Below are 25757 nucleotides of genomic sequence, written 5' to 3'. Positions count from 1 at the left end.
GTGGGAAAGTGGCATCTGCGCGCTGAGGAAAGCGCGAGGAACAAAACAAGCCAATCCCGGGGAGCAATTAGGGTGACAACTGCGTCGAAGACAGTGTCTGACGTAATCCATGCGCATTTCGACGCGTTGACCCGCGCCGAGAGGCAGTTGGCTGAAAGCCTCCTGGACAACTATCCGGTTTCCGGTCTCGGCAGCATCACGACGGTGGCGGAAAACGCCGGCGTCTCGACGCCCACCGTCGCCCGCATGGTCCAGAAGCTCGGCTTCAAGGGCTACCCCGACTTCCAGGCGCGCCTCCACCAGGAGGTCGAAGCCACCATCTCCAATCCGATTGCCAAGCACGACCGCTGGGCCTCGAACGCTCCGGGAACGCACATCCTCAACCGCTTCGCCGACGCGATCATCGGCAACCTGCGCCAGACGCTCTCCGATCTCGATACCGCGACCTTCGACAGCGTCGCAGCACTCCTTTCCGATCGCAAGCGCGGCCTCTATTTCGTCGGCGGCCGCATCACCGGGGCGCTCGCCGAATATTTCTTCACGCACATGCAGGTCATCCGGCCGAGTACGACGCTGCTGTCGCCGAATTCCAGCTCATGGCCGCAATACGCGCTCAATATGAATGCGGCCGACATTCTGATCATCTTCGACATCCGTCGCTACGAGCATGAGATCGTCAGCCTTGCCGCCGCCGCCCGCAAGCGCGGCGCCGAGATCATCGTCTTCACGGATCAATGGGCATCGCCTGCCGCCAAGCACGCAAGGCATACGTTTCGCGTGCAGATCGAGGCGCCGTCCGCCTGGGATTCATCCGTCGTCACGATGTTTATCGTCGAGGCCCTCATCGAGGCCGTGCAGAACTCGATGTGGGACGAGACAAAGGAGCGCATGAAGACATTGGAGGGTCTGTTCGAACAGTCGCAGCTCTTCCGCAAGCTGGGGTAGGAGGAAAAAGAGTTCAGTCAAATCACCGCGACGTTTCGCGCAATCGTTGCGAGTGTCGCAAATGAAACATTGAGTACAAATGCTTGCGGCTCATAGATAAATTATCGTCATCTATCTGTCACACAAGCTTCACGTTAGGTCAGTAACAGCATCGCCAGACACTGAAACCCGAAGGAGAACAACAGTGATCTCTAACATTTCCAAAATGCTCTCGCTCTCTACTGCGATGATCGTGGCCTCGACCGCGATCGCCGCTGCTGAGCCGAGCGCAGAACTGATCGCGGCCGCCAAGAAGGAAGGCACGCTGACGACCATCGCACTGCCCCACGACTGGTGCGGCTACGGCGACGTCATCGCAGGCTTCAAGGCCAAGTATGGTCTCGAAGTCAACGAACTGAACCCGGATGCCGGTTCGGGCGACGAAATCGAAGCGATCAAGGCCAACAAGGGCAACACCGGCCCGCAGGCTCCTGACGTTATCGACGTCGGCCTCTCCTTCGGCCCCTCTGCAAAGGCCGATGGCCTGATCCAGCCCTACAAGGTCTCCACCTGGGATTCCATTCCGGATAGCGCCAAGGATGCAGACGGCTACTGGTACGGCGACTACTACGGCGTCCTCTCCTTCCTGGTGAACAAGGACCTCGTCAAGGAATCGCCGGCTGACTGGCCGGATCTCCAGAAGAGCGACTATGCCAACATGGTAGCACTCGCAGGCGACCCGCGTACCGCCAACCAGGCCGTACAGGGCGTTTACGCTGCAGGCCTCTCCGCTTCGGGCGGCGACGCCGCAAAGGCCGGCGAAGCTGGTCTGCAGTTCTTCGCGGAACTCAACAAGAAGGGCAATTTCGTGCCCGTCACCGGCAAGGCTGCTCCGTTTGCACAGGGTTCCACGCCGATCATCATCGCCTGGGACTACAACGCCCTGTCCTGGGGCTCCGGCCTGAAGGGCAACCCGCCGTTTGAAGTCGTCGTTCCGAAGACCGGCGTCGTTGCCGGCGTTTACGTCCAGGCGATCTCGGCATTTGCCCCGCACCCGAACGCTGCGAAGCTCTGGATGGAATACCTCTATTCGGACGAAGGTCAGCTCGGCTGGCTGAAGGGCTATTGCCACCCGATCCGCTTCAACGATCTTGCCAAGAACAACAAGATCCCGAAGGACCTCCTCGACGCGCTGCCGCCGGCCGCTGCCTACGAAAAGGCCGTGTTCCCGACGCTCGAAGAGCAGGCAGCAGGCAAGCAAGCCATCACGACGAGCTGGGACTCCGTCGTCGGAGCCAACGTTCAGTAAGACCTGACCCGACCTCCCCGCCGAAAGGCGGGGAGGTTTTTTTCCTCGCCAACGCCCCCTTGGATGAGCTTGATGAGCACTGTTTCAACACCAATGGCTAATACGGCGCCGATGATCAACAAGGACCGCGTGATCGACTGGCTGGGCATCCTGCCCTTCACCATCTTCGCGCTGCTTTTTCTCATCGTTCCGACCCTTTATCTCGTTGCCGGCGCCTTTCTGACGCCTGAGGGCGATTTTACCCTGAAGAATATCGGGGACCTTTTTACGCCATCCATTATGGGTGCTTACTGGATCAGTATTCGTGTCTCGGTCGCGTCTGCGGTCGGCGGCGCGGTGATCGGCTTTTTCCTAGCCTGGGCGATCGTTCTCGGCGGTCTTCCGTCGTGGGTGCGCTCGTCGCTGCTCACTTTTTCCGGTGTCGCCTCCAATTTCGCCGGCGTTCCGCTGGCCTTTGCCTTCCTCGCCACACTCGGACGCACGGGCCTCGTGACGCTGTTTCTGCGCGACTGGTTCGGCTTCAATCTCTACGGCACCGGCTTCAACCTGCTGAGCTTCTTCGGCCTCACCATCACCTACATCTATTTCCAGATCCCGCTGATGGTGCTGATCCTGACGCCGGCGCTCGACGGCATGAAGAAGGAGTGGCGCGAAGCCGCGGAAATCCTCGGCGCAACCAACCGCCAGTACTGGACGATGGTTGCCCTGCCTATCCTCTGGCCGAGCCTGCTCGGCACGACACTGCTCCTGTTTGCAAACGCCTTCGGCGCCATCGCGACAGCCTACGCCTTGACCGGCAGTTCACTGAACATCGTCCCGATCCTGCTTTATGCGCAGATCCGCGGCGACGTTCTCCACAACGCCAATCTTGGCTATGCGATCGCGCTCGGCATGATCGTCATCACCGGTGTCTCCAACGTCCTTTATCTCATGCTGCGCATGCGCGCTGAACGGTGGCAAAAATGAAGGCACAACGTCTCGGCGCCTGGATCGCCATAATCCTGGGCGCATCCTATTTCGTCATTCCTCTCATCGGCACGATCGAGTTCTCGCTGCGTATGCGGCGCGGCACCTACAGCTTCGACGCTTACCGGTCGGTCTTTTCCGAGGCCCAGTTCCGCGAGACCTTCGGCTATTCGATGTTGATGGCGCTGCTTACCATCATCTTCGGCATGCTGCTCGTCGTGCCCACGGCCTATTGGGTGCGGCTACGCCTGCCGCAGATGCGCCAGGTCGTGGAGTTCATCACCCTCCTGCCTCTGGTTATCCCGGCAATCGTCATCGTCTTCGGGTATTTGCGCCTGTACAACTCGTCGTCGATCCTGCCGCTCACGGGCTACACGACCGGCACGAACATCCTTCTCGTGTGCTCGTACATCACGCTCTCGCTGCCCTACATGTACCGCGCCGTCGACACCGCCATGCGCGCCATCGACGTCCGCACGCTAACGGAAGCCGCCGAGAGCCTGGGCGCAAGCTGGACGACAATCATGGTTCGCTGCATCTTCCCCAATGTCATGAGCGGTGTTCTCTCGGGCGCCTTCATCACGCTCGCGATCGTCATGGGCGAATTCACCATGGCCGCGCTCCTCAACCGCCCCGCCTTCGGTCCCTATCTGCAGCTTGTCGGCGCCAACAGGGCTTACGAGCCTTCGGCGCTCGCGGTCATCGCTTTTGCGATCACATGGCTCAGCATGGGCCTGCTCAACCTCGTTTCCCGCTTCGGCAAAGCCGCCCCGGCAAAGGCTTAAGGTATTCGGCTCATGTCTTTTCTTACACTCAGCAACATCCAGAAGTCCTTCGGCCAGGTCCAGGTCGTCAAAAACTTCAACATGAACATCGAAAAAGGCGAGTTCGTCTCGTTCCTCGGCCCGTCTGGCTGCGGCAAGACGACGGTCCTGCGCATGATCGCCGGCTTCGAAACGCCGACCGGCGGCACGCTCACCATCAACGGCAAGGACCAACGTCCGCTGAAGCCGAACCAGCGCAACATCGGCATGGTGTTCCAGGCCTACGCGCTCTTTCCGAACATGACGGTGCACGACAACGTCGCCTTCGGCCTCAAGGTCGCCGGCACTCCGAAGACGGAGATCGACGCCCGCGTCAAGGAAATGCTCGGCCTCATCAAGCTCGACCATCTGGCGGACCGCTATCCCTACCAGATGTCAGGCGGCCAGCAGCAGCGCGTGGCCCTCGCCCGTGCGCTTGCCGTCAAGCCGCAGGTCCTGCTCCTCGACGAGCCGCTCTCGGCGCTCGACGCCAAGATCCGCGTATCGCTGCGCGAGGAAATCCGTGCGATCCAGCGGCAGCTGGGCATCACCACCGTCTTCGTCACCCACGACCAGGAAGAAGCGCTCTCGATCTCCGACCGCATCGTCGTCATGAATGCCGGCAAGGCGGACCAGATCGGCTCGCCCTTCGAGATCTACAACACGCCGGCCACGCGTTTCGTCGCCTCGTTCGTCGGCACGCTGAACCTCATCGAGGCGAAGGTGGTCGACCCGGCCGCAAACCGCATCCAGATCGGCAACCAGGGCGTGACGCTGAGGCAGTCGGTGCAGACCTACAAGGCGGGAGACACGGTCCAGCTGGCGCTGCGTCCGGAAGCGGGCTCGCTATCGGAAGACATCAAGAGCGATACGGCGCTGACCGGTGAGGTCGTCTCCGCCCACTTCCTCGGCTCGGTCATCCGCACCCGGATGAATGTCGGCGGCAACGTCATTTCCTTCGACATGTTCAACAGCCCCGGCGTCACCCCGCCGCAGGCTGGGGAAACCGTGACCCTGCGCTTCATGGCAGCCGATCTGCTCGTTATCCGCGATTGAGTTGAAGTCCCATCAACACAAGAGGCGCCGCTGGACGGCGCCTCACGCTGCGGACAAAGCCCTCAACTCGATTGATTGTTTGGAGAGCAGCAGAATACCCACCGCCGTCATACCGGCCTCGCGCCGGTATCCAGCGCGATCAAGTCCTTGATCGCGAAAGACTCTTTTGCCGCGCAGACGCGCGGCTGGCTGGATTCCGGCTCAAGGCCGGAATGACGGAGAAGCAAGCTGTGCCGGAGCCGATTAGATTTGCAGCTCAACGCGACCTGCAATCTCCTCCGGCTCTCAGCGGATCGCCCGGTCATTCGCGTCGAAGCGATGCATATGCCCCCGATCAGGCGTCGCATGAACGATCTCGTCCGGCTCGTACTTGTGCTCGCCGAAGAGACGCACCGTGATCAGGCCGCACTGTTCGGATTCGAGGTAGATGATCGTGTCGGCGCCGAGATGCTCGACGTGGACGACCTTGGCAGCCCATGTTCCCCCTTCGCGCGACAGCGTTATGTGCTCGGGACGGATGCCGATCGTCTTGGCGCTGGCGTCATCGAGCTTGTCGGCCGGAATGAAATTCATCTGCGGCGAGCCGATGAAGCCGGCGACGAAGGTGTTGGCCGGACGGTTGTAGAGCTCCATCGGCGAGCCGATCTGCTCGATCGCGCCGGCATTCAGCACCACGATCTTGTCGGCGAGCGTCATCGCCTCCACCTGGTCGTGCGTGACGTAGATCATCGTCGCCTTCAGGCTCCGGTGCAGGCGGGCGATCTCGAGGCGGGTCTGGACGCGCAACGCCGCATCGAGGTTCGACAGCGGCTCGTCGAAGAGGAAAAGATCCGGCTCGCGCACGATGGAGCGGCCGATCGCAACGCGCTGGCGCTGGCCGCCGGAAAGCTCGGCCGGCCGCCGGGCGAGATAGGGCGCAAGCGACAGCATGTTCGATGCCTTCGTCACCCGCTTGTCGATCTCCTCCTTGGCCGTCCCGGCCTGCTTCAGCCCGAGGCCCATATTGTCCTTGACCGTCAGGTGCGGATAGAGCGCGTAGGATTGGAACACCATGGCGATGCCGCGCTTGGCAGGCGGCGTCACCGTCACGTCCTTGCCGTTGATGACGACGGCGCCGGAGGTCACGTCTTCGAGCCCCGCGATGCTACGCAGAAGGGTCGACTTGCCGCAGCCGGAGGGTCCGACGAAGATGACGAATTCGCCGTCCTTCACTTCGAGGTCGATGCCCTTCAGCACCTCGTGCGTGCCATAGGCCTTGCGGATGGATTTGAGTTGAAGCGATCCCACTATTCCTAACCCTTACAGTTTGACCGGCCCGTCACAGCTTGACGGGTTTGCCGGTGCGCACGCTCTCGTCGGCGGCAAGGCAGATGCGAAGCGACTGGACCGCATCCGCCATGTGGCGGCCGAGGTCCAGGTCCTCGCGGATGGCCTTCAGCATGAAAGCCTGCTCGAGGTCGCAGAGCTCCTGGTGGCCCGGCTCTCCGTCCATTCTCATGTCCTGGTCCGGGCGGATGAACTTGCCGTCGGGCCCGGTTTCCGCCGTATGCAGCCGGATCACCGAGGTCTTCGTATGCGTGTCGATGTCGTCGGACTTTGCATTGGGGTCCATGACGATCGAAACCGCGCCGTTCGGCGACATGACGTCCTTCACGAAGAAGGCCGTCTCCGAGATCATCGGCCCCCAGGCGGCCTCATACCAGCCGACCGATCCGTCTTCGAACATCACCTGCAGATGGCCGTAGTTGTACATGTCCGGCGCGATCTCTTGCGACATGCGCAGGCCCATGCCGCGCACCTCGACAGGCTTGGCATCGGTGATCTGACACATGACGTCGACATAATGCACGCCGCAATCGACGATCGGCGATGTCGTCTTCATCAGCGACTTGTGCGTTTCCCAGGTCGGCCCGCTCGACTGCTGGTTCAGGTTCATGCGGAAGACATAGGGGCCGCCGAGCTTGCGGGCTTCCGCGATCAGCCGCACCCATGAGGGGTGGTGACGCAGGATATAGCCAATCACCAGCTTGCGCCCTGCCGCCTTCGCTGCGGCAACCACGCGCTCTGCGTCGGCAACCGTCGTCGCCAGCGGCTTTTCGACAAACACGTCGCATCCGGCCTCGAAGGCGGCAACCGCATAGTCGGCATGGCTGTCGGAATAGGTGTTGATCGAGCAGAGGTCCGGCTTCAGCTCGGCAAGCGCCTTCCTGAAGTCGGGATGGATCTCGTAGCCGGAAAGCTCCGGCGCCAGCACGGGCTTCGAACGATTGACGAGGCCGACGATCTCGAAGCCCGGATTGTTGTGATAGGCGAGCGCGTGGCTGCGGCCCATGTTGCCGAGTCCGGCGACGAGAACGCGGATCGGCTTTTCGGATGAACTCACTTGACCGCTCCTGAAGTGATGCCGCGGATAAGCTGCCGCGAGAAGATGACGTAGAGGACGAGGACCGGAAGGATCGCCAGCGAAAGGGCCGCGAGCACCGCGTTCCAGTTGGTGACGAACTGGCCGATGAAAATCTGCGAACCGAGGGTCACGGTTTTCGTCGATTCGCCCGGCGCGAGGATCAGCGGGAACCACAGGTCGTTCCAGATCGGGATCATGGTGAAGACCGCAACCGTCGCCATGGCGGGCCGCACGAGCGGCAGCACCAGCCGGAAGAAGATCGCATATTCGGAAAGTCCGTCGATGCGCCCGGCATTCTTCAGGTCGTCGGAAACGGTCCGCATGAATTCCGAAAGGATGAAGATCGCAAGCGGAATGCCCTGCGCCGTATAGACGAGGATCAGCGCCGTCAGCGTATTGACGAGGCCGGCCGCGACCATGCCCTGCAGGATCGCGACGGTGCCGAGGCGGATCGGGATCATGATACCGATCGCAAGGTAGAGCCCCATCATCAGGTTGCCGCGGAAGCGATATTCCGAAAGCGCGAAGGCGGCCATTGCGCCGAAGAGCAGCACGAAGAAGATCGAGGCGACGGTGACGATGACGCTATTCTGGAAATAGGTGGCAAAGTCACCCTGCCCCAGCACCGTCTGATAGCCGATGAGGCTGAAGGAGGATGGCGTCGGCACCGTCATCGGCGACCGGAAGATCGAGTTGCGGTCCTTGAAGGAATTGATGATCGTCAGGAACACCGGAAACAGCGCGATGAGCGTATAGGCAATCAGCGCCAGATGCACGAAGCCGGAGCGGACGAGAGATGTGCGTGCCTGGGACATGACCGTCCTCCCCTCAGAACTGGTAGCGGCGGATGCGCCGCTGGATGATGAAGAGATAAAGCGAAACGCCGGCGAGGATGATGAGGAACATGACCGTCGCCACCGTCGCGCCCATGGAGCGATCTCCAAGCTGCAACTGGAAGCCGAAGAACGTGCGGTAAAGCAGCGTACCGAGGATGTCGGTGGACATGTCAGGTCCGGCAAGCGCGCCCTGCACCGTGTAGACCAGGTCGAAGGCGTTGAAGTTGCCCACGAAGGTCAGGATCGAGATGATGCCGATCGCCGGCAGCACCAGCGGCAGCTTGATCTTCCAGAACTGGCTCCAGCCGGTGATGCCGTCGCATTCAGCAGCCTCGATGACCTCCTCCGGAATGTTGAGAAGCGCCGCATAGATCAGCATCATAGGAATGCCGACATATTGCCAGACCGAGATCAGCGACACCGCGATGAGCGCGCTGCCCGGCCTTCCGAGCCAGGGCGCAAACAGCGACTTCATGCCGACGAGATCCATCATCCATGGCGCAACGCCCCAGATCGGCGACAGGATCAGCTTCCAGATGAAACCAACGATAACGAAGGAAAGCAGTGTCGGCAGGAAGATCGCCGTCCGGTAGAAGGTCACGAAACGCAGCTTAGGAATGGAAAGCATCGCCGCAAGCGCAACGCCGATCGGGTTCTGCACGCACATGTGGATGATGAAGAAGATCACGTTGTTCTTCAGCGCGTTCCAGAAGTCATGCGCCCAGCGGGCGTCACCGAACAGGACCTTGTAATTTGCAAGGCCGACGAAAGCCGGCTGCCCGTCGACCGTGTTGTAGAACGAAAGCCGAAGTGTCTCGATCAGCGGCAGGATCATCACGGCCGAATAGACGATGAAGGCCGGCAGAAGGAAAACGACGATGTGCCAGCGCATTTGGCGCTTGATCGGAGTCACGTCGATCGCGGCGTTTTCGGCTTCGTTCATGGCTCTTGCCTGTTGTTGTTGGCCGTCGCAGGCACGGCGCAGAAATATCATGGACAGGAAAGAGAAGCCCTTTCTCCGTCCTTTCGGACATTTTCCCCGCAGTCGAGAAAAGGGCGCCCCCGGAAACCTTCCGTGCGATGCTGGCGATTGCCAGATCCCTCTCCCCAATCGTGGGGAGAGGGTTGCAGTTTCGAACCGACCACGGACCGTGGCCCGTGGCGGGTCTTCTTACTTCGCCGGCTTGTACCAGCCGTCGAGACCCTTCTGCAGCTTGTCGGCGGCTACGTCCGGCGCGTCGGTGCCGTTGATGACGTTTGCCGATTCAACCCAGGTCTCGTTTTCGAGGTTCGGGGTGCCGCGCGACAGAATCTGGTAGGTCGAGCGGATGGTCGGCTTGCACTTCTCGCGCCAGGAAACGAATTCCTGCGCCAGCGGGTCGTTCATCTTCACCGGCGTCGAGTTCAGGCTGAAGAAGCCCGGCAGCGAGTTGGCATAGATTTCGGCGAATTCCGGCGAGGCAACCCAGGTGAGGAACTTCTTGGCTTCCTCGGAATGGGTGCTCTTCGTATTCAGGCCGATGCCGATGTCGTTGTGGTCGGAGATGTAGCAGCTGTCGCCTGCGGTCTTCACCGGTGGCGGGAAGGCGCCCATCTTGAATTGGGCCTGCGTGTTGAACAGGCCGATTTCCCACGAGCCGGCCGGATAGATGGCGGCGCGGCCGAGGGTGAAGAGGTTCTGGCTGTCGGCATAGGTCTGTGCCTCGAAGCCGTCACCGAGATAGTCCTTCCACTTGGCGAGAACTTCGTAAGGCTCGACCCACGGCTTGTCGGTCAGCTTCTGCTCGCCCTTGATGAGGGCAGCACGGCCTTCCTCGCCCTTCCAGTAGGTCGGGCCGATGTTCTGGTAGCCCATGGTCGCGGCTTCCCAGAGGTCCTTCGTGCCCATGGCCATCGGAATGTAGGTGCCGTCGGCCTTGATCTTGTCGAGGGCGGCGAAGAACTCCGCTTCCGTCGTCGGGATCGCGATGCCGAGCTTGTCGAAGGCATCCTTGTTGTAGATGAAGCCGTGGATGACCGAGGCCATCGGCACGCAGAAGGTCGTCTTGCCGTCGTCCGTGGTCCAGGCCGACTTGGCGACCGGTGAGAAATTCTCCATGCCCGGCAAGTCGTTCAGGCCGGCAATGTTGCCCTTCTCAAAGAGAGCCAGCGACTTGTCGAAGGGACGGCAAGTGATCAGATCGCCAGCGGTACCCGCAGCGAGCTTGGCGTCCGTTGCTGCGTCATATTCCGTCGGCGCGGTCGGCGCGAATACGATCTTGATGCCCGGGTTCTTGGCTTCGAACGCAGGGATGATCTTTTCCTGCCAGATCGACAGGTCGTCGTTGCGCCAGCTGTCGATCGTCAGCGTCACATCCTCCGCATGGGCAAGACCTGCCGATGCAAGGATGCTCGATGCGAGGAGCAAGCCTTTCAGAGCACTATTCTTCATTTCCCTCTCCTGTTTTAAGCGCCTTTGCAGCGCTGTCTTCGGTCTGAAACAAGCAATTGCGGTGCTCGAGAAAACACGCAACGCTCCGGAGGGGCCGCCAGGACTGCCGACCCCGAAAGCTCCACGTCCGCCTCGAGGCAAGCCTCCGCTGCGTCCGCATGTTCGCGCCTTGCCGGCAAAGCCGCAGGCGCGTGCATTCATCGAGGGAACCCAGATCGATAGCTGTTGCGACACGAACGGACTACCGTCCGCACGTCGAAACGCAGCGGCCGAAGTCCGCTACCCTTCATCAGGCATCCGGCTTTTTCTTGTCCGCCGGTTTTGTCATGCCCGTTCGCTCTGTTCCCTGTATCGAATTAAGTCCAAAAAAATACCAATTGTCCAGTCGAATTTAACTCTTTCACCCCTCAAAAGTTATGAAAACTTTTTTAGCGCACAAAATCAATGTGATAGAGAGGCCGCAAAAAACGCTGATTGTCTATTGGTAAATGGTATTTTTTTGGTATGGTAATAAAAAACCAACGGGACGGCGGCATTTCGGAGGCTCCGATGACGGAATTTGCAATCGGCATTGACGGCGGCGGCTCGAGCTGCCGCGCCGCGATTGCCGACAGGATGGGCAAGATCATCGGCCGCGGCAAGGCCGGTGCAGCCAACATCCTTTCCGATCAGGAAACATCGCTTGTCAATATCATTCAGTCTGCGCGGGAGGCCTGCCGTGACGCCGGTCTCGATCCGCAGGTGGTGGCTTCGGTTTCCGCTGTCGTCGGCGTTGCCGGTGCCAATGTCGGCGACTACGGCAAGCGCGTCCAGGCAGCACTCCCCTTCGCTCGCGCGCAGGTCGTCACCGATGCGCTGATCGCCCTCCAGGGGGCGCTCGGCGATGGCGACGGCGTCGTCGGGGCCTTCGGCACCGGCTCCGTCTATGGCGTGCGGCGCGATGGCAAGACGCGGGAGATCGGCGGCTGGGGCCTTATCGTCGGCGATCAGGCAAGCGGCGCACGCCTCGGGCGCGATCTTCTGGAGGCCGCGCTTCTTTCCCATGACGGCGTGCGCCCCGCATCGGTATTGACGAAGAAGATCATGGCCGAGTTCGGCAATGATCCCGAGCAGGTCGTCGAATTCGCCCATGTTTCCAAGCCGAAGGATTTCGCGCGCTACGCGCCGGTGATCTTTGAACATGCCGAACAAGGCGACACGGTGGCCGTCGCCATTGTCCGCACGGCTGCGCTTTCCATCGGCGAGAGCCTTGATGCCCTCCTCTGGCCGGAGTGCCGGACGATCTGCCTGCTCGGCGGACTTGCCCCCGCCTACCGCAACTGGCTCGATCCGAAATATGCCGGCATGCTCTCCGAACCGAAGGGAGACAATCTTCAGGGCGCGGTCTCCTTTGCGGTCCAGCTTGCACAAGGCAAGGGGGCGGCCGCATGACGGAGGATCTCACCCTCATCTTCTCTCCCGAGCGGCTGCAGACCGGCGGCACCGGCCCGCTCTACGTCAAGCTGCGCCGCACACTGGAAGAGGCGATGAAGGCCGGCACCCTGAAACAGGGCGACGCCCTGCCCCCGGAACGCGACATCGCCGAATATGCGGCCGTCAGCCGTGTAACCGTCCGCAAGGCGATCGACGATCTTGTAGCCGACGGTCTTCTCGTCCGCCGGCATGGGTCGGGCACTTTCGTCACGCGGCCCGTATCGAAGGTCGAGCAGAGCCTGTCGCAGCTCACTTCCTTCACCGAGGACATGGCCCGGCGCGGCATGAAGGCCCGCTCAGAGTGGCTGCACAAGGGCGTCCACACCCCCTCGCCCGACGAGATGATGATCCTCGGCCTCGCCGCCGGCACCAAGGTCTCGCGCCTCAGCCGCCTGCGCATTGCCGACAACGAACCGCTCGCGATCGAGCATGCCAGCGTCTCCGGCGAATTCCTGCCCGATCCCTCGGCGGTCGGCACCTCTCTCTATGCCGAACTCGAAAGGCGGCAGGTGCGCCCCGTCCGCGCGGTCCAGCGCATCTCGGCCACGAACATGAAGGAAGCCGACGCCCATCTGCTCGGCGTTCCGGCAGGCTCCGCCGGCCTCTCCATAGAGCGCATCTCCTACCTGGCTTCCGGCCGCGCAGTGGAGTTCACCCGCTCACTTTACCGCGGCGACGCCTATGACTTCGTTGCGGAACTGACGATCGGGGCGAGCTGAACCTACCAGAGTCGGGCAACCCAGCCGTCACGCCCGGCGAGCATGTCGAAAACCATGTCGGCCGAGACGAGGGGCACTCGGTTGTCGATCGCCGTTGCGGCAAGCAGCCTGTCAAACGGATCGCGGTGGGCCCAATCAAGCAGTGCTGCGTTCAGGCATATCTCGGGCGTCAGTGCCGCCGTCCGTCCGCCCTGTTCCTCGAGGAGTTGCGGGAGATGGCCCACGAATGGCTCCATCTCGGGCCATTTGCCGATCCGCACTTTCTGTGCGACCTCGAATAGGCTGATGGGACTTATGAAGACGGCCTCGGCCTGTTCGATCAGTCCGATCGCATTGGCTGAAAGTCGCTTATCGCCCGTGAGCGACCATGCCCAGACATGCGTGTCAAGCAGAAGGGAATTCAATCGACACCTTCCCAAAGCCCCAGATCACCTGATTCCATCGGCTCGAAGAAATCAGGTCCCTTCCCGGTAACCTTCCCTTTCAGGAGGCCGATGGTAAAAGTCGACTGAGCGATAGGTACGATCTTCGCGACCGGCTTCTTGCCCTTCGCAATAACCACTTCCTCGCCGGACAACGCCGCATCGATGAGCTTCGACAGGTTTGTCTTTGCCGCATGAATGGTGACCTGCATCACAATGCTCCACTTAGCTAACTTAGCCATATGTAGCGCATTGTCACCGACTTTTCCAGACCGGCGAAAGCGGCAGGATATGAACCTCGATCCCGCCAACAGCGTATTTTATGCTGCGTCCTCGACCGCGTCGTTGCCCTTAGCCGGCACGTAATTCAGCACCGGGCCCAGCCAGCGCTCGACTTCAGCAACCGACATGCCCTTGCGCGCCGCGTAGTCCTGAACCTGGTCGCGCTCGACCTTGGCGACGCCGAAGTAGTAGCTTTCGGGATGGCCGATGTAGAGGCCGGAGACGGACGATCCCGGCCACATCGCATAGCTTTCCGTGAGCTTCACGCCGGCCGCAGCCTCCGCATCGAGCAGCCGGAACAAGGTCGCCTTCTCCGTGTGGTCGGGCTGCGCCGGATAGCCGGGCGCCGGGCGGATCCCGGCGTAGGCTTCCGAAAGCAGATCTTCGCCGCTCAGGTTCTCGTCCTTGGCATAGCCCCAGAACTCGCGGCGCACCCGCTCGTGCATCCGCTCGGCAAACGCTTCCGCGAAACGGTCGGCGAGCGCCTTGACGAGGATCGAGGAATAGTCGTCGTTCGCCCGCTCGAAACGCTCGGCGATCGCCACTTCCTCGATGCCGGCCGTCACCACGAAGCCGCCGACATAGTCCTGTACGCCGCTTGAAACCGGCGCCACGAAATCCGAAAGCGCCACGTTCGCGCGGCCGTCACGCTTCGAAAGCTGCTGGCGCAAGGTGTAGAAGGTCGCAAGCTCTCGCGCCCGGCTGTCATCGGTGAAGAGACGGATATCGTCGCCCACCGCTCCTGCCGGCCAGAAGCCGATCACGGCGCGCGGCCGGAACCACTTTTCCGCAATGATCTTGTCCAGCATCGCCTGCGCGTCGGCATAGAGCTGGCGCGCCGCCTCGCCCTGCTTCTCGTCCTCGAGGATCGCCGGGAAACGGCCCTTCAACTCCCAGGTCTGGAAGAAGGGCGTCCAGTCGATGTACCCGGCAAGTTCCGCCAGGTCGTAGTTCTCGAATACCTTGGTGCCGAAGAACTGCGGCTTTACCGGCTGGTGCGACGACCAATCGATCTTGTGGGCATTCTCCCTTGCGCGGGCGAGCGGCAGGCGAACTTTCTCCGCCTCGCTGCGGGCATGCGCTGCCGCGACCTTGGCATATTCGGCGCGGATCGTATCGACATAGCCGCTCTTGGCATCGGGCGAAAGGAGCGCCGAGACAACGCCGACGGCGCGGGACGCATCGGTCACATAGACCGTCTGCCCCTTCTCGTAGCTCGGGTGGATCTTCACCGCCGTGTGCACCCGGCTCGTCGTCGCCCCGCCGATCAGGAGCGGAATGTCGAAACCCTGCCGCTCCATCTCGGCGGCGACATGAACCATCTCGTCGAGCGAGGGCGTGATCAGGCCCGAAAGGCCGATGATGTCCACCTTCTCCTTGACCGCCGTCTCGAGGATCTTGGTTGCCGGCACCATGACGCCGAGGTCGATGATCTCGTAGTTGTTGCAGGCGAGCACGACGCCGACGATGTTCTTGCCGATGTCATGCACGTCGCCCTTGACGGTCGCCATCAGCACCTTGCCGGCAGCCTGGCGCTCGCCGCTGCCGCCATTGGCAAGCTTTTCCGCCTCCATGTAGGGCAGGAGCACGGCGACCGCCTGCTTCATGACGCGGGCAGACTTCACCACCTGCGGCAGGAACATCTTGCCGGAACCGAAGAGGTCGCCGACCACGTTCATCCCGGCCATCAGCGGTCCTTCGATGACGTGCAGGGGCCGGTCGGCCTTCTGCCGCGCCTCCTCCGTATCGGCCTCGATATATTCGGTAATGCCGTTGACGAGCGCGTGCTCCAGACGCTTCTCGACCGGCCATTCGCGCCAGGCGAGATCCTGTACCTTGGCTTCCCTGGTGCCGGCGCCGCGGAAACGCTCCGCAACCTCCAGCAGCCGCTCGGTGCCATCGGGACGCCGATTGAGCACGACGTCCTCGCAGGCCTCGCGCAGTTCCGGATCGATCTGGTCGTAGACCGCAAGCTGGCCGGCATTGACGATGCCCATGTCCATGCCCGCCTGGATGGCGTGATACAGGAACACCGCATGCATCGCCTCACGCACCGGCTCGTTGCCTCGGAACGAGAAGGAAAGGTTCGACACACCGCCCGAAATATGGACAAGCGGCATGGTCTGCCGGATCGTCCGCGTCGCTTCGATGAAGTCGACGCCGTAGTTGTTGTGTTCTTCGATGCCGGTCGCGACCGCGAAGATGTTCGGATCGAAGATGATGTCCTCAGGCGCAAGCCCCGCATCCTCGGTCAGAAGCTTGTAGGCGCGGCTGCAGATCTCGACTTTGCGCTGATACGTATCGGCCTGGCCCTGCTCGTCGAAGGCCATGACGACGACGGCTGCGCCATAGTTGCGCAGCAGCCGTGCCTGCTTCAGGAAATTCTCCTCGCCTTCCTTGAGCGAGATCGAATTGACGATCGGCTTGCCCTGCACGCACTTCAGCCCGGCCTCGATGATCGAGAATTTCGACGAGTCGATCATGACAGGCACGCGGGCGATATCCGGCTCGGCGGCGATCAGGTTGAGGAACTCGACCATCGCCTTCTCGGAATCGATCAGGCCCTCGTCCATGTTGATGTCGATCACCTGCGCGCCGTTCTCGACCTGGTCGCGGGCGACATCGAGCGCGGCCGTGTAATCCGCGTTGGTGATCAGCTTGCGAAACCTTGCCGAGCCGGTGACGTTGGTGCGTTCGCCGACATTGACGAAGGGAATATCCTTGGTCAGCTCGAATGGCTCGAGGCCCGACAGCGACATGAACGGGCGATGCTCGGGAAGCGCGCGCGGCTTGTGTTTCGAGACCGCCTCGGCGATCGCGGCAATATGCTCCGGCGTCGAACCGCAGCAGCCGCCAACGATATTGACGAGCCCCTCGCGGGCAAATTCCTCGACCTGCTTGGCCATCATTTCCGGCGTTTCGTCGTACTGGCCGAATTCATTCGGCAGACCAGCATTCGGATAGGCGCAGATGAACGTGTCGGATACCCCGGAGAGTTCCTGCAAGTGCGGACGCATCGCGTTCGCGCCGAGCGCGCAGTTGAGGCCGATGGTGAACGGCCTGGCGTGGCGCACGGAATTCCAGAAGGCGGTCGGCGTCTGGCCGGAAAGCGTGCGGCCGGAAAGGTCGGTGATCGTACCGGAGATCATCACCGGCAGGCGGGTGCCCTTCGCCTCGAAGCGTTCCTCGCACGCAAAGATCGCCGCTTTGGCGTTCAGCGTGTCGAAGATCGTCTCGATCAGGATGATGTCGGCGCCGCCGTCGATCAGCCCGTCAATCTGCTCGCCATAGGCAAGGCGCAGGTCGTCGAATGTCACCGCCCGGTAACCGGGATTGTTCACGTCCGGAGAGATCGAGGCCGTGCGGTTCGTCGGGCCGATGGCGCCGGCGATGAAGCGGCGCTTGCCGTCCTCGCGTTCGGCGCGAATGGCTGCGCGGCGCGCGACTTCCGCACCTTCCTTGTTGAGATCGTAGACCGCGCCTTCCATCTGGTAGTCGGCCTGGGCGATGCGCGTCGAAGAAAACGTATTTGTTTCAAGGATGTCCGCGCCCGCCTTCGCGTAGCGATAGTGGACCTCCTCGATCGCATCCGGTTGCGTCAGGATCAGCAGGTCGTTGTTGCCCTTCTGGTGACAGGCGCAACCGATGAAACGGGACCCGCGGAAATGGTCCTCGTCGAAACCAAGCCCCTGGATCTGCGTGCCCATCGCACCGTCCAGAATGAGGATACGTTCGCTGGCGGCCTTGCGCAGGGCGGCAAAGACGTCTCTGCCATCTCGTCCTGCCGCCTCGGGTCCGAAGAGTTCATCAAACACGAGCGAATTCCTTTGTCTTGATTGCGACCTAGCACAGATCACATAAAGATATCTTTATGTCAACATATGTTTCATTGCAAACGCAATTGCGGGCGGAGGGGGCACTGCGCCCGTGACAGGTCGAGCCCTGCCCTATATAGGATTGGCGGCAAAAGCATCCAGGAATCGGAGGAATACGGGTGATGAATATCGAGGCTGAATCGCCAAATCTCGGCAACTGGAGCACGCGCTCCTATCACCGGCGCTGGCTTCTCGATCAGGCGGACGCCCTCTTCAATTTCTTCCAGCTGAATTCACTGAATCCCAAGGGTGGCTTCTACGACATGGACGATCTCGGCCGTCCGCTTGATGCCGAGGGCCAGGTCCGCGGCATCCATATCGCCGCCCGCGCCGTGCACTGCTTTTCGATCGGCACGCTTCTCGGTCGCCCCGGAGCATCCGATATCGTCGACCACGGGATGGACTATCTCTGGAACCACCATCGCGACAGGAAGAACGGCGGCTACTTCTGGTCGTTGAACAATGCCGGCCCTGTCGATTCCAACAAGCAGGGCTATGGCCACGCCTTCGTGCTTCTCGCAGCCTCATCGGCCAAGACGATCGGCCATCCGCTGGCCGATGGCATGCTGGCGGATATCACCGAAGTGCTGAACACCAAGTTCTGGGAGCCGCGCCATGGCGCAATTGCCGAGGAGTTCACTGCCGACTGGCAGCCGCTCGAAGGCGGCGCCTATCGTGGCCAGAATTCCAACATGCACCTGACCGAGGCCCTAATGGCCGCCTTCGAGGCGACAGGCGACAAGAACTATCTTTCGAAGGCGGAAAGCATCGCCGACCTCATCATCCGCCGTTCGGCCGGTTCCGTGGACTGGCGCGTCGCCGAGCATTTCGATGCCGACTGGAACCTCGACAAGGCCTACTACCATCCGAACGAGATGTTCCGCCCCGCCGGCACCACGCCGGGACACTGGCTGGAATGGGCGCGCCTGCTGCTGCAGCTTTGGTCGCTCGGCGGCAAGCGCCACGACTGGATGCCGGACGCGGCGAAGGCGCTCTTTGCCCAGTCCATGTCACTGGGTTGGGACGATGAGAAAGGCGGATTCTTCTATACGCTGGATTGGGAAGACGTGCCGGCCAAGCGCAACAAGCTTTGGTGGCCTGCCTGCGAGGGCGCCGCGGCCGCACACTTCCTCAACGAGCATGTGCCGAGCGATTTCCACGAGGAGAGCTACCGCAAGATCTGGAATGTCATCGGCCGCTTCTTCATCGACCACCGCAATGGCGGCTGGCACGAGGAACTGACCGAAGACCTCGTTCCCTCGCACACGCTGTTCCCCGGCAAGGGCGATATTTACCACGCCCTTCAGGCCTGCCTCATTCCGCTCTTCCCGGCCACCGGCAGCCTGACCAAGGTCATCCCAGAGGCCGGCGGGAAGATCTAAGCGGCTTCTCAAACGAGCCAGCGCCGCAAGCACCGATCATGCGCCTGTTCCCGCCTTCGACGCGGGAACAGGCGCTAACCATCGAACCTCAAACCAGCCGCAGCGTATCGAGATCCTTGGCGAGCATGAGCGCCAGCGCCTCGACGACGAGGTTATGATCATCACGCTGGGGAAGTCCGGAAACGGTTACAGCACCGATGCAGCCGGTTCCCTTAACGTTGATCGGAAAGCTTCCGCCGTGCGACGCAAAGTCGGCGCCGGAAAGACCATTGTCCTCAACCGTCTTGCCGTCTTTCCTCAACCTGAGGCCGGAGGCATAGCTGCTGCGGAAATAGCGGAACACCATATTGCGCTTGCGCCTGACCCAATGGGCATTATCGGGCTTGGAGCCGGGAAGCGCCGCGTAGAAGGCAGGCATGGAATGCAGCGTCACGTCGATGGCGACCGGCAGGTCGCGATCCGTCGCAAGCTCCTGCAGCAGTCTGCCGAGCTGCAATGCCGTCGAGAGATCGAAGGCGTCGAAGCGCAAGGCCTCTTCCTGTTCCTCAAGACGGCTGAGATCCTCATCGATCAACATGGTGTGCCCCTCCCATTCCATTATTTCGAACGGCAGCGAACATCTTCATCCGAGACTGGAATGTAAAGAGAAATCTTGCCGACCACCCGCATGGCGCGCGGAGGCATATAAGCATCTGCGCGCGCTCTCGGCTCTGGATGCTTCCCGGGAAGGCGCCGAGGTCAGAGTGCGTCACGGCTGGCAGACTGCCCATTGCTGTCCTGCTTGGCGGGCACGTTTCCGTTTCTCTCGGCGCGGTCGCGATGCAGGGCCGCGCGGGCAAGCAGCATGAAGGTTATCGGCGTCGTCACGGTAACGAAGATGCCGATCAGGATTTCGTGGACAACCGGCCGCGACGACGCGGCGGAAAAGTAGATCATCGAAGCGAGCATCACGCCGCCGATGCCCCAGCTCGTCCCAAGCGTCGGCGCATGGATGCGCTCGTAGAAGGTTGGCAAGCGGAGGAAGCCGATCGAGCCGATCAGCGCCAGCGATGCGCCAACCAGAAGGAAGAAGGCGACGGAGAAGGCCGCCCAAAGTGGAATGTCGGCCGCAATCTGCATCATTCGATCACCTCACCGCGCATCAGGAACTTGGCAAGCGCCACGGTGGCCACAAAGCCCAGCATGCCGATTACCAGCGCTGCCTCGAAATAGACCACCCTCCCCGTTCCTATCCCGAAGATCACGAGCAGGAGCATGGCATTGATGTAGAGGGTGTCGAGGCCGATGATCCGGTCCTGCGCGCGAGGCCCCCGGAACATGCGTATCGACGCGATCGCCATCGCCGCCACGATCATCAGCTGAGCGATCGAAACGGCCGTGTAGAGAATGATGGCACTCATGCGAATATCTCCATCAGCAGTCTCTCGTATCGGTTCTTGACCGTGTCGCGCCATGCGGCCTCGTTGTCGATGTCGAGAACATGGAGGAGCACGGTATTGTCGTTGGAATCATATTCCAGCCAGGCCGAACCCGGCGTGCTCGTCAGCACGACGGCCAGTATGGCGATTGCAAACTGGTTTCGGATCTCCAGATGGATCGTCAGGAAGCCGGGATTGTGCCGCCGCGCCCCGCTCCTCAGGATGATGCCCGCAACGGCGATGTTCGACTTCACGATGTCGTAGAGCACGATGAAGAAAAGCTTCGGCAGCAGATACCACTTCGAAAGGCGCGGCTTTTCCGGGCGCAGCGATGCCATGGCCCAGGAGGCGAAGACCGCAACCAGGATGCCGAGGACGAGTTGGCCGAGGCTGAAGCCGTTCAGCAGCAGCCACATGATGACGAGGGAAAGCGTGAGGAGCGGATAGGGCAACATCACTCGCTCCTCGTCCCATCGGCAGACGTGCCGTCATGGTCGGGAACCACGGCTGCCCCCTGCACTGCGTCAATATAGATCTTCGGCGTGCTCAGCATCCGGATGGTCGTGTCCATGTATTGCATGGTCGGGCCGGCCTGCACCGTAAGCCCCAGCGTCAATGCTATCAGGAACATGACGGGGACGATCTCGATGACCAGGACTCGCGGAACCGTTCCCTCGATGGAGCTCCAGAAGGTGCGAATGCCGGCGCGCGTCATCGATATCAGCGCCGCAATCCCCGAGAGGATCACCAGGAAGATCAACGTCCAGACGGCGGCGTCGGGCGGCACTCCGATCGCTCCCGTGCCCATCATTGCCGACAGCATGGCAAACTTCGCGATGAACCCGGAGAGAGGCGGCAGGCCGGAGAGAAGGATGCCGCAGGCGGCAAAGCAGGTACCGAGAACTGCCATCGTCCCCGGCATGGCCACGCCGGCATCGCCCTCCTCGGGCTCGTCCTCATCCGCGTCGCCATAGGCCTCCATGGTAACTGCGAGAACGTTGGCGCCGGCGTCCTGGCCGCGCTCGACCAGCTCGATCAGCATGAAAAATGCACTGATCGTCAGCGTGGAACTAACGAGGTAGAGCAGTGCGCCCGAGGATATCGCCCCGTCATTGATGCCTAGCACCATCAGCAGCGTTCCCGAGGAGACCAGCACCGAAAAGCCCGCAAGGCGGCCGAGCGCCTGCGAAGCAAGGACGCCTATGGTACCGAATATCAACGTTGCCATTCCGCCATAGAGCAGGAAATCGGACCCGAAACCCGCCGATGGCCCCTCTCCGAAGAGCAGCATGGTCAGACGCAGGATGACATAGATCCCAAGCTTGCTGAGGATCGCGAACATGCCGGCGACCGGAGCGGAGGCGGCGCTATAGGCTGTCGGCAGCCAGAAGCAGAGCGGCCACATGCCTGCCTTGATCAGGAAGGCGACACCGAGCACGCCGGCGCCCGCCTCCATCAGCATGCGTCGATCCGCCGGCATATCGTTGAGGCGGGCGGCGAGATCGGCCATGTTGAGTGTCCCCGCCGTGCCGTAGATCAGGCTGACCCCGATGAGGAAGAGAAGTGCTGCAGCAAGGTTGACGGCGATGTAGTGCATGCCCGCCTTGACGCGCAGCGGGCCGGAACCGTGCAGCAGCAGCCCATAGGAAGCAGCAAGCATCACCTCGAAGAAGACGAACAGGTTGAAGAGGTCCCCGGTCAGGAACGCACCGTTCACCCCCATCAGCAGCAGCTGGAACATGGTGTGGAAATGGGCACCCACCGTGTGCCAGCGGGCAAGCGAATAGACGAGCGCCGCTAACGCTACCACGGCTGTCAGCATCAGCATCAGGGCCGACAGCGCGTCGAGGACCAGCACGATCCCGAATGGCGCTTTCCAGTTGCCGAGCAGATAGGCACCTTCAAATCCGTTGGGCGCGCTTTCGATCCGGAACAGGATGAAGGCGACGGCAGCCAGCAGGATCGTCGCCGCGAGGCTGATCATCGCCTTGGCCACGCGCTGGCGCTCATCGACGAAAAGCAGGAGCGCCGCCGCGACGAGGGGGATGAGGATCGGCGCAATGATCAGGTGATGCGTCCAGCCCATCATTTCCGATCGCTCCTGCCATCGACATGGTCGGTGCCCGTCAGCCCGCGCGAGGCAAGCAGAACGACCAGAAACAGCGCGGTTGTCGCGAAGCCGATGACGATTGCCGTCAGGACCAGCGCCTGTGGGACCGGGTCGGCAAAGGTCGAAATGGCAACGCCGTCCTCGAGGATGGGCGGGACATTCGTCTTCACCCCACCGACGCCGAAGATGAACAGGTTCACGGCATAAGACAGGAGCGAGAGCCCGACGATGACCTGATAGGTGCGCGGGCGAAGGATAAGCCACACGCCGCAGCTGGTCATCACGCCGACTGCGATGGACAGGACAATCTCCATCAGTCTGCCCTCGCCTTCTCGGCCTCGATCGCACGCAGGCGGTTGATGCGGATGGATTGGTGCGCAAGCGCGACGAGAATGAGCACGGTGGATCCGACCACCAACAGGAAGACGCCGAGATCGAAGAGCAATGCGGATGCCGCGGGCACCTTTCCGATAAGAGGCAGCTCCAGATACCGGAAATGGGAGGTAAGGAACGGATAACCGAGGAACCAGGCGCCAGCCCCCGTCGCCGTCGCCGTCAAGAGCCCGGCCCCCATCCAGCGCAGCGGCAGGATGCGTATGCGATCCTCCGCCCAGCGCGTGCCGCCGGCCAGATATTGCAGCAGGAAGGCGATCGAAAGCGTCAACCCCGCCGAAAAACCGCCGCCGGGAAGGTCATGGCCACGCATGAAGATATAGACGGAAAAGGTGATGATGACCGGGAACATCCATTGCATGATGACCGATGGCACGAGCAGGTAGTCGCGCACCGTATCCCCGGCCGATCGTTCCGGCCGCTCCTCGTCAAAGCGGTTCTGTATCTTCTGCTGCTCGGGCATATCCATACTGTCCGGAGCCGGGCGAAAACGCCGCAGCAGCGCATAGACGGTAAGCGCCACCACGCCCAGGACCGCGATCTCGCCGAGCGTGTCAAAGCCGCGGAAATCGACGAGAATGACATTGACGACGTTGCGCCCGCCCCCCTCGGAATAGGCGTTCTCGAGGAAGTAGTTGGCGATGGCATCGGGCACGGGCATCGTCATCACCGCGTAGGCAACGAAAGTCATTCCGATGCCGCAGATGACCGCAAGCGCCAGGTCGCGGAAGCGGCGGAAACGCGCGCGCAACGTAATCTTGTCGTCGATTCCTTCCGTCCGCTTCGGCAGCCAGCGCAATCCGAGCAGAATGAGGACGGTGGTGACGATTTCGACCAGAAGCTGGGTGATCGCAAGATCGGGTGCGGAAAGCCAGACGAAGGTGACGCAAACGATGAGGCCGACACCGCCCAACATTACCAGCGATGCAAGCCGGTGGTATTTCGCAAGATAGGCAGTGCCGAAGGCCAGGCTTATCCCCAGCAGCCAGATGAACGCGAAAGCAGGATCGACGCCGGTGAAGACGAACGGTCGCGGCTGGAAGCCGGAGAGATAGAGCGGCAGCAGCCCGGCCATGAAGCCGGTCACGACAACCCAGCGAAGCTGCGGCTGGAGACTGCGGGTGCCGAGCCGCTGTTCGGCCATGCGCGCCCAGCGCCACGAGACCTCGACGATCACGCGCTCGAATATGCGCTGCCCCTTCAGCCTCCGTATCAGCGGAGGGCCATCCTCGCATCGTGCAAGATAGTCCTTGAACAGGAAGTAGAAGACAGTCCCGCCGACCAAGGCGATCGCGCTCATGATCAGCGGCAGGTTGACCCCATGCCAGAGCGAGAGGCTGTATTCCGGCGTATCCGCATGAAGGACGCTGACGACGGCGGTGTGGAGGAACGGACCGACTGATATCGCGGGAACTACGCCGACGATCAGGCAGAGGACGACGAGAAACTCGATGGGGAAGCGCATCCAGCGCGGCGGTTCGTGCGGCTTTTCGATCGGCAGGTCGGTGGGCGGCGGGCCGAAGAAGACCGTGTGGATGAAACGCAGCGAGTAGGTCACGCTGAAGGCGCTCGCGAGCGTCGCAACGTATGGCAGGATGCGGTCGAGGATCGAATCCGCGTGTGTTTCCACCGCCTCAGCAAAGAACATTTCCTTCGACAGGAAGCCATTGAGAAGCGGAACGCCGGCCATTGCCGCGCTGGCAACGATCGCCAGCGTCCCAGTAAACGGAAGGTAGCGAAACAGCCCGCTCAGGCGTCGCATGTCGCGCGTGCCCGTCTCGTGATCGATGATCCCGGCGGCCATGAAAAGCGACGCCTTGAACAGGGCGTGGTTCAGCATGTGGAAAATCGCCGCGACCGTCGCCAGCGGGCTGCCGAGGCTCAGCAATGTCGTGATCAGGCCGAGGTGACCGATCGTCGAATAGGCGAGCAGCCCCTTCAGGTCCTGCTGGAACATCGCGAAATAGGAGCCCAGCAGCAGCGTGATCATGCCGGCCGCACCCACGAGCCAGAACCACTCATAGGTCCCCGACAGGACCGGCCAGAAGCGCGCCAGCAGGAAGACGCCGGCTTTGACCATGGTTGCGGAGTGCAGCAGGGCCGAAACCGGCGTCGGCGCTGCCATGGCATTCGGAAGCCAGAAGTGGAAGGGGAACTGGGCGCTTTTCGTCAACGCGCCGAGCAGGATGAAGATCAGCGCCGGCAGATACAGCGAATGCCCGCGGATGATGTCGCCGGATTCCAGGATCTTGTCGAGGTCATAGCTGCCGACAATGTTGCCGAGCAGAAGCAGGCCGATCAGCAGGCAGAAACCGCCTATACCGGTGATCGTCAATGCCATGCGAGCGCCGTCTCGCGCTGCTGCGCTGTGGTGCCAATAGCTGATCAGCAGGAACGAGAAGATGCTGGTGAGTTCCCAGAACACCGAAAGCAGGATGACGTTGCCGGAGATGACGATGCCGAGCATCGCGCCCATGAACGCCAGCAGGAAGCAAAAGAACCGCGGCACGGGATCGTCTTCCGACATGTAGTATCGCGCATAGAGCACGACGAGGAAGCCGATCGCGGTGATGATCATAGAGAACATCCATGCGAACCCGTCCATCCTCAGCGTGAAGTTCAGGCCGAATTGCGGAAGCCACTCGACGCTGTATCGAAGGACCCCGCCAGAGGTGACGGACGGATAGAAACTGGCGGCAAGCAGGCACGAAAGGAAAGTCACGGAGCCGGCGATCGCGGCAGGCAAGCGACGCGACCGTGTGTTCAGCAGGAACACGGACAGGAGGCTTCCGAAAAATGGCAGGACCAGCAGTAGAAGGAGAAAAATCGGTCCGCTCGTTATCCCAACGCCCTAACCCTTTCAGTTCAAGTGCCAATTACCCAATTGTCCGCTTCTTGGAGCGGGAGCTAGGAAATGAAGCAAATTTGCCATATATGATGAATAATGACCAATA

The 25757-nt window shown here is 61.5% G+C and carries 23 protein-coding genes; 8 read left to right on the top strand and 15 right to left on the bottom strand.

Features of this window, described 5'->3' with window-relative positions; all coding sequences use genetic code 11:
• The first annotated feature begins 72 nt into the window (after positions 1–72).
• From EV286_RS06470 to EV286_RS06450, 5 genes are all read left to right on the top strand, one after another.
• A complete protein-coding gene (locus EV286_RS06470; RefSeq protein ID WP_132956186.1) occupies positions 73–945 on the top strand; it encodes a MurR/RpiR family transcriptional regulator in 873 nt (290 codons plus the stop codon).
• 184 nt (positions 946–1129) lie between these two features.
• The gene (locus EV286_RS06465) at positions 1130–2233 is read left to right on the top strand and encodes an ABC transporter substrate-binding protein (RefSeq protein WP_132956185.1); all 1104 of its coding nucleotides are present in this window, start codon (positions 1130–1132) and stop codon (positions 2231–2233) included.
• 72 nt (positions 2234–2305) lie between these two features.
• On the top strand, positions 2306–3199 hold the full coding sequence (locus EV286_RS06460) for an ABC transporter permease subunit (protein WP_132956184.1): 894 nt from the start codon (positions 2306–2308) through the stop codon (positions 3197–3199).
• Positions 3196–3984 carry an ABC transporter permease gene (locus EV286_RS06455; protein WP_132956183.1) on the top strand — a complete coding sequence of 263 codons (789 nt, stop codon included), beginning with the start codon at positions 3196–3198 and terminating at the stop codon, positions 3982–3984. Before EV286_RS06460 ends, EV286_RS06455 begins: the two co-directional genes overlap by 4 nt.
• 12 nt (positions 3985–3996) lie before the next feature.
• The gene (locus EV286_RS06450) at positions 3997–5058 is read left to right on the top strand and encodes an ABC transporter ATP-binding protein (protein WP_132956182.1); all 1062 of its coding nucleotides are present in this window, start codon (positions 3997–3999) and stop codon (positions 5056–5058) included.
• Between the two features lie 285 nt (positions 5059–5343).
• Here EV286_RS06450 and ugpC read toward each other — a convergent pair whose 3' ends face one another.
• The 5 genes from ugpC to EV286_RS06425 all read right to left on the bottom strand — a co-directional run bounded on the left by ugpC (position 5344) and on the right by EV286_RS06425 (position 10729).
• Positions 5344–6345: a sn-glycerol-3-phosphate ABC transporter ATP-binding protein UgpC gene (gene ugpC, locus EV286_RS06445; RefSeq protein ID WP_132956181.1), complete on the bottom strand. Its 1002-nt coding sequence runs from the start codon at positions 6343–6345 to the stop codon at positions 5344–5346.
• Positions 6346–6376: 31 nt separating this feature from the next.
• Complete coding sequence (locus tag EV286_RS06440; RefSeq protein WP_132956180.1) at positions 6377–7441, bottom strand: Gfo/Idh/MocA family oxidoreductase; 1065 nt, start codon at positions 7439–7441, stop codon at positions 6377–6379.
• Positions 7438–8277 carry a carbohydrate ABC transporter permease gene (locus tag EV286_RS06435; protein WP_132956179.1) on the bottom strand — a complete coding sequence of 280 codons (840 nt, stop codon included), beginning with the start codon at positions 8275–8277 and terminating at the stop codon, positions 7438–7440. Before EV286_RS06435 ends, EV286_RS06440 begins: the two co-directional genes overlap by 4 nt.
• 13 nt (positions 8278–8290) lie before the next feature.
• Positions 8291–9241: a sugar ABC transporter permease gene (locus EV286_RS06430; RefSeq protein ID WP_132956178.1), complete on the bottom strand. Its 951-nt coding sequence runs from the start codon at positions 9239–9241 to the stop codon at positions 8291–8293.
• A gap of 228 nt (positions 9242–9469) precedes the next feature.
• Positions 9470–10729, bottom strand: a complete 1260-nt coding sequence (locus EV286_RS06425; protein ID WP_132956177.1) for an ABC transporter substrate-binding protein — start codon at positions 10727–10729, stop codon at positions 9470–9472.
• A 549-nt stretch (positions 10730–11278) separates the two neighbouring features.
• Here EV286_RS06425 and EV286_RS06420 point away from each other — a divergent pair.
• Positions 11279–12160: an N-acetylglucosamine kinase gene (locus EV286_RS06420; RefSeq protein ID WP_132956176.1), complete on the top strand. Its 882-nt coding sequence runs from the start codon at positions 11279–11281 to the stop codon at positions 12158–12160.
• Positions 12157–12921 (top strand): GntR family transcriptional regulator, encoded by a 765-nt coding sequence (locus tag EV286_RS06415; RefSeq protein WP_132956175.1) that lies wholly within the window; start codon positions 12157–12159, stop codon positions 12919–12921. The genes EV286_RS06420 and EV286_RS06415 overlap by 4 nt, the downstream gene beginning before the upstream one ends.
• A gap of 2 nt (positions 12922–12923) precedes the next feature.
• Here EV286_RS06415 and EV286_RS06410 read toward each other — a convergent pair whose 3' ends face one another.
• The 3 genes from EV286_RS06410 to metH all read right to left on the bottom strand — a co-directional run bounded on the left by EV286_RS06410 (position 12924) and on the right by metH (position 17440).
• On the bottom strand, positions 12924–13325 hold the full coding sequence (locus tag EV286_RS06410; protein ID WP_132956174.1) for a type II toxin-antitoxin system VapC family toxin: 402 nt from the start codon (positions 13323–13325) through the stop codon (positions 12924–12926).
• Complete coding sequence (locus tag EV286_RS06405; protein ID WP_132956173.1) at positions 13322–13555, bottom strand: type II toxin-antitoxin system prevent-host-death family antitoxin; 234 nt, start codon at positions 13553–13555, stop codon at positions 13322–13324. The genes EV286_RS06410 and EV286_RS06405 overlap by 4 nt, the downstream gene beginning before the upstream one ends.
• A 108-nt stretch (positions 13556–13663) precedes the next feature.
• On the bottom strand, positions 13664–17440 hold the full coding sequence (gene metH, locus EV286_RS06400) for a methionine synthase (protein WP_132956172.1): 3777 nt from the start codon (positions 17438–17440) through the stop codon (positions 13664–13666).
• A gap of 182 nt (positions 17441–17622) precedes the next feature.
• Here metH and EV286_RS06395 point away from each other — a divergent pair, with 182 nt between their 5' ends.
• Positions 17623–18882 (top strand): AGE family epimerase/isomerase, encoded by a 1260-nt coding sequence (locus EV286_RS06395; RefSeq protein ID WP_132956171.1) that lies wholly within the window; start codon positions 17623–17625, stop codon positions 18880–18882.
• Between the two features lie 88 nt (positions 18883–18970).
• On the opposite strand, the gene EV286_RS06390 is transcribed toward EV286_RS06395, so the two are convergent.
• From EV286_RS06390 to EV286_RS06360, 7 genes are all read right to left on the bottom strand, one after another.
• Positions 18971–19459, bottom strand: coding sequence for a heme-degrading domain-containing protein (locus EV286_RS06390; protein WP_132956170.1), 489 nt, complete (start codon positions 19457–19459; stop codon positions 18971–18973).
• Between the two features lie 161 nt (positions 19460–19620).
• Positions 19621–20004 carry a monovalent cation/H(+) antiporter subunit G gene (gene mnhG / locus EV286_RS06385; protein WP_207909754.1) on the bottom strand — a complete coding sequence of 128 codons (384 nt, stop codon included), beginning with the start codon at positions 20002–20004 and terminating at the stop codon, positions 19621–19623.
• Entirely contained in the window at positions 20001–20282 is a 282-nt protein-coding gene (locus tag EV286_RS06380) for a K+/H+ antiporter subunit F (protein ID WP_132956169.1), read from the bottom strand. Before EV286_RS06380 ends, mnhG begins: the two co-directional genes overlap by 4 nt.
• Entirely contained in the window at positions 20279–20755 is a 477-nt protein-coding gene (locus EV286_RS06375; protein ID WP_132956168.1) for a Na+/H+ antiporter subunit E, read from the bottom strand. The genes EV286_RS06380 and EV286_RS06375 overlap by 4 nt, the downstream gene beginning before the upstream one ends.
• The gene (locus EV286_RS06370) at positions 20755–22389 is read right to left on the bottom strand and encodes a monovalent cation/H+ antiporter subunit D (protein ID WP_132956167.1); all 1635 of its coding nucleotides are present in this window, start codon (positions 22387–22389) and stop codon (positions 20755–20757) included. Before EV286_RS06370 ends, EV286_RS06375 begins: the two co-directional genes overlap by 1 nt.
• Complete coding sequence (locus tag EV286_RS06365) at positions 22386–22724, bottom strand: Na+/H+ antiporter subunit C (protein ID WP_132956166.1); 339 nt, start codon at positions 22722–22724, stop codon at positions 22386–22388. Before EV286_RS06365 ends, EV286_RS06370 begins: the two co-directional genes overlap by 4 nt.
• Positions 22724–25645, bottom strand: a complete 2922-nt coding sequence (locus EV286_RS06360) for a monovalent cation/H+ antiporter subunit A (protein ID WP_132956165.1) — start codon at positions 25643–25645, stop codon at positions 22724–22726. Before EV286_RS06360 ends, EV286_RS06365 begins: the two co-directional genes overlap by 1 nt.
• Positions 25646–25757: the final 112 nt, after the last annotated feature.

Source organism: Rhizobium sp. BK251 (assembly GCF_004345245.1).
Taxonomy (GTDB): domain Bacteria; phylum Pseudomonadota; class Alphaproteobacteria; order Rhizobiales; family Rhizobiaceae; genus Rhizobium.
Note: the sequence above shows the minus strand (reverse complement) of the source record. Positions and strands in the feature narration are given on the sequence as shown.

What these genes read in the sequence shown, in the direction of transcription:
- EV286_RS06460 (WP_132956184.1), top strand. Translation starts at nt 2,306, where the DNA reads ATGAGCACTGTTTCAACACCAATGGCTAATACGGCGCCGATGATCAAC.
- EV286_RS06455 (WP_132956183.1), top strand. Translation starts at nt 3,196, where the DNA reads ATGAAGGCACAACGTCTCGGCGCCTGGATCGCCATAATCCTGGGCGCA.
- EV286_RS06450 (WP_132956182.1), top strand. Translation starts at nt 3,997, where the DNA reads ATGTCTTTTCTTACACTCAGCAACATCCAGAAGTCCTTCGGCCAGGTC.
- EV286_RS06435 (WP_132956179.1), bottom strand. Translation starts at nt 8,277, where the DNA reads ATGTCCCAGGCACGCACATCTCTCGTCCGCTCCGGCTTCGTGCATCTG.
- EV286_RS06430 (WP_132956178.1), bottom strand. Translation starts at nt 9,241, where the DNA reads ATGAACGAAGCCGAAAACGCCGCGATCGACGTGACTCCGATCAAGCGC.
- EV286_RS06425 (WP_132956177.1), bottom strand. Translation starts at nt 10,729, where the DNA reads ATGAAGAATAGTGCTCTGAAAGGCTTGCTCCTCGCATCGAGCATCCTT.
- EV286_RS06420 (WP_132956176.1), top strand. Translation starts at nt 11,279, where the DNA reads ATGACGGAATTTGCAATCGGCATTGACGGCGGCGGCTCGAGCTGCCGC.
- EV286_RS06415 (WP_132956175.1), top strand. Translation starts at nt 12,157, where the DNA reads ATGACGGAGGATCTCACCCTCATCTTCTCTCCCGAGCGGCTGCAGACC.
- EV286_RS06405 (WP_132956173.1), bottom strand. Translation starts at nt 13,555, where the DNA reads ATGCAGGTCACCATTCATGCGGCAAAGACAAACCTGTCGAAGCTCATC.
- EV286_RS06395 (WP_132956171.1), top strand. Translation starts at nt 17,623, where the DNA reads ATGAATATCGAGGCTGAATCGCCAAATCTCGGCAACTGGAGCACGCGC.
- EV286_RS06390 (WP_132956170.1), bottom strand. Translation starts at nt 19,459, where the DNA reads ATGTTGATCGATGAGGATCTCAGCCGTCTTGAGGAACAGGAAGAGGCC.
- mnhG (WP_207909754.1), bottom strand. Translation starts at nt 20,004, where the DNA reads ATGATGCAGATTGCGGCCGACATTCCACTTTGGGCGGCCTTCTCCGTC.
- EV286_RS06380 (WP_132956169.1), bottom strand. Translation starts at nt 20,282, where the DNA reads ATGAGTGCCATCATTCTCTACACGGCCGTTTCGATCGCTCAGCTGATG.
- EV286_RS06375 (WP_132956168.1), bottom strand. Translation starts at nt 20,755, where the DNA reads ATGTTGCCCTATCCGCTCCTCACGCTTTCCCTCGTCATCATGTGGCTG.
- EV286_RS06370 (WP_132956167.1), bottom strand. Translation starts at nt 22,389, where the DNA reads ATGATGGGCTGGACGCATCACCTGATCATTGCGCCGATCCTCATCCCC.
- EV286_RS06365 (WP_132956166.1), bottom strand. Translation starts at nt 22,724, where the DNA reads ATGGAGATTGTCCTGTCCATCGCAGTCGGCGTGATGACCAGCTGCGGC.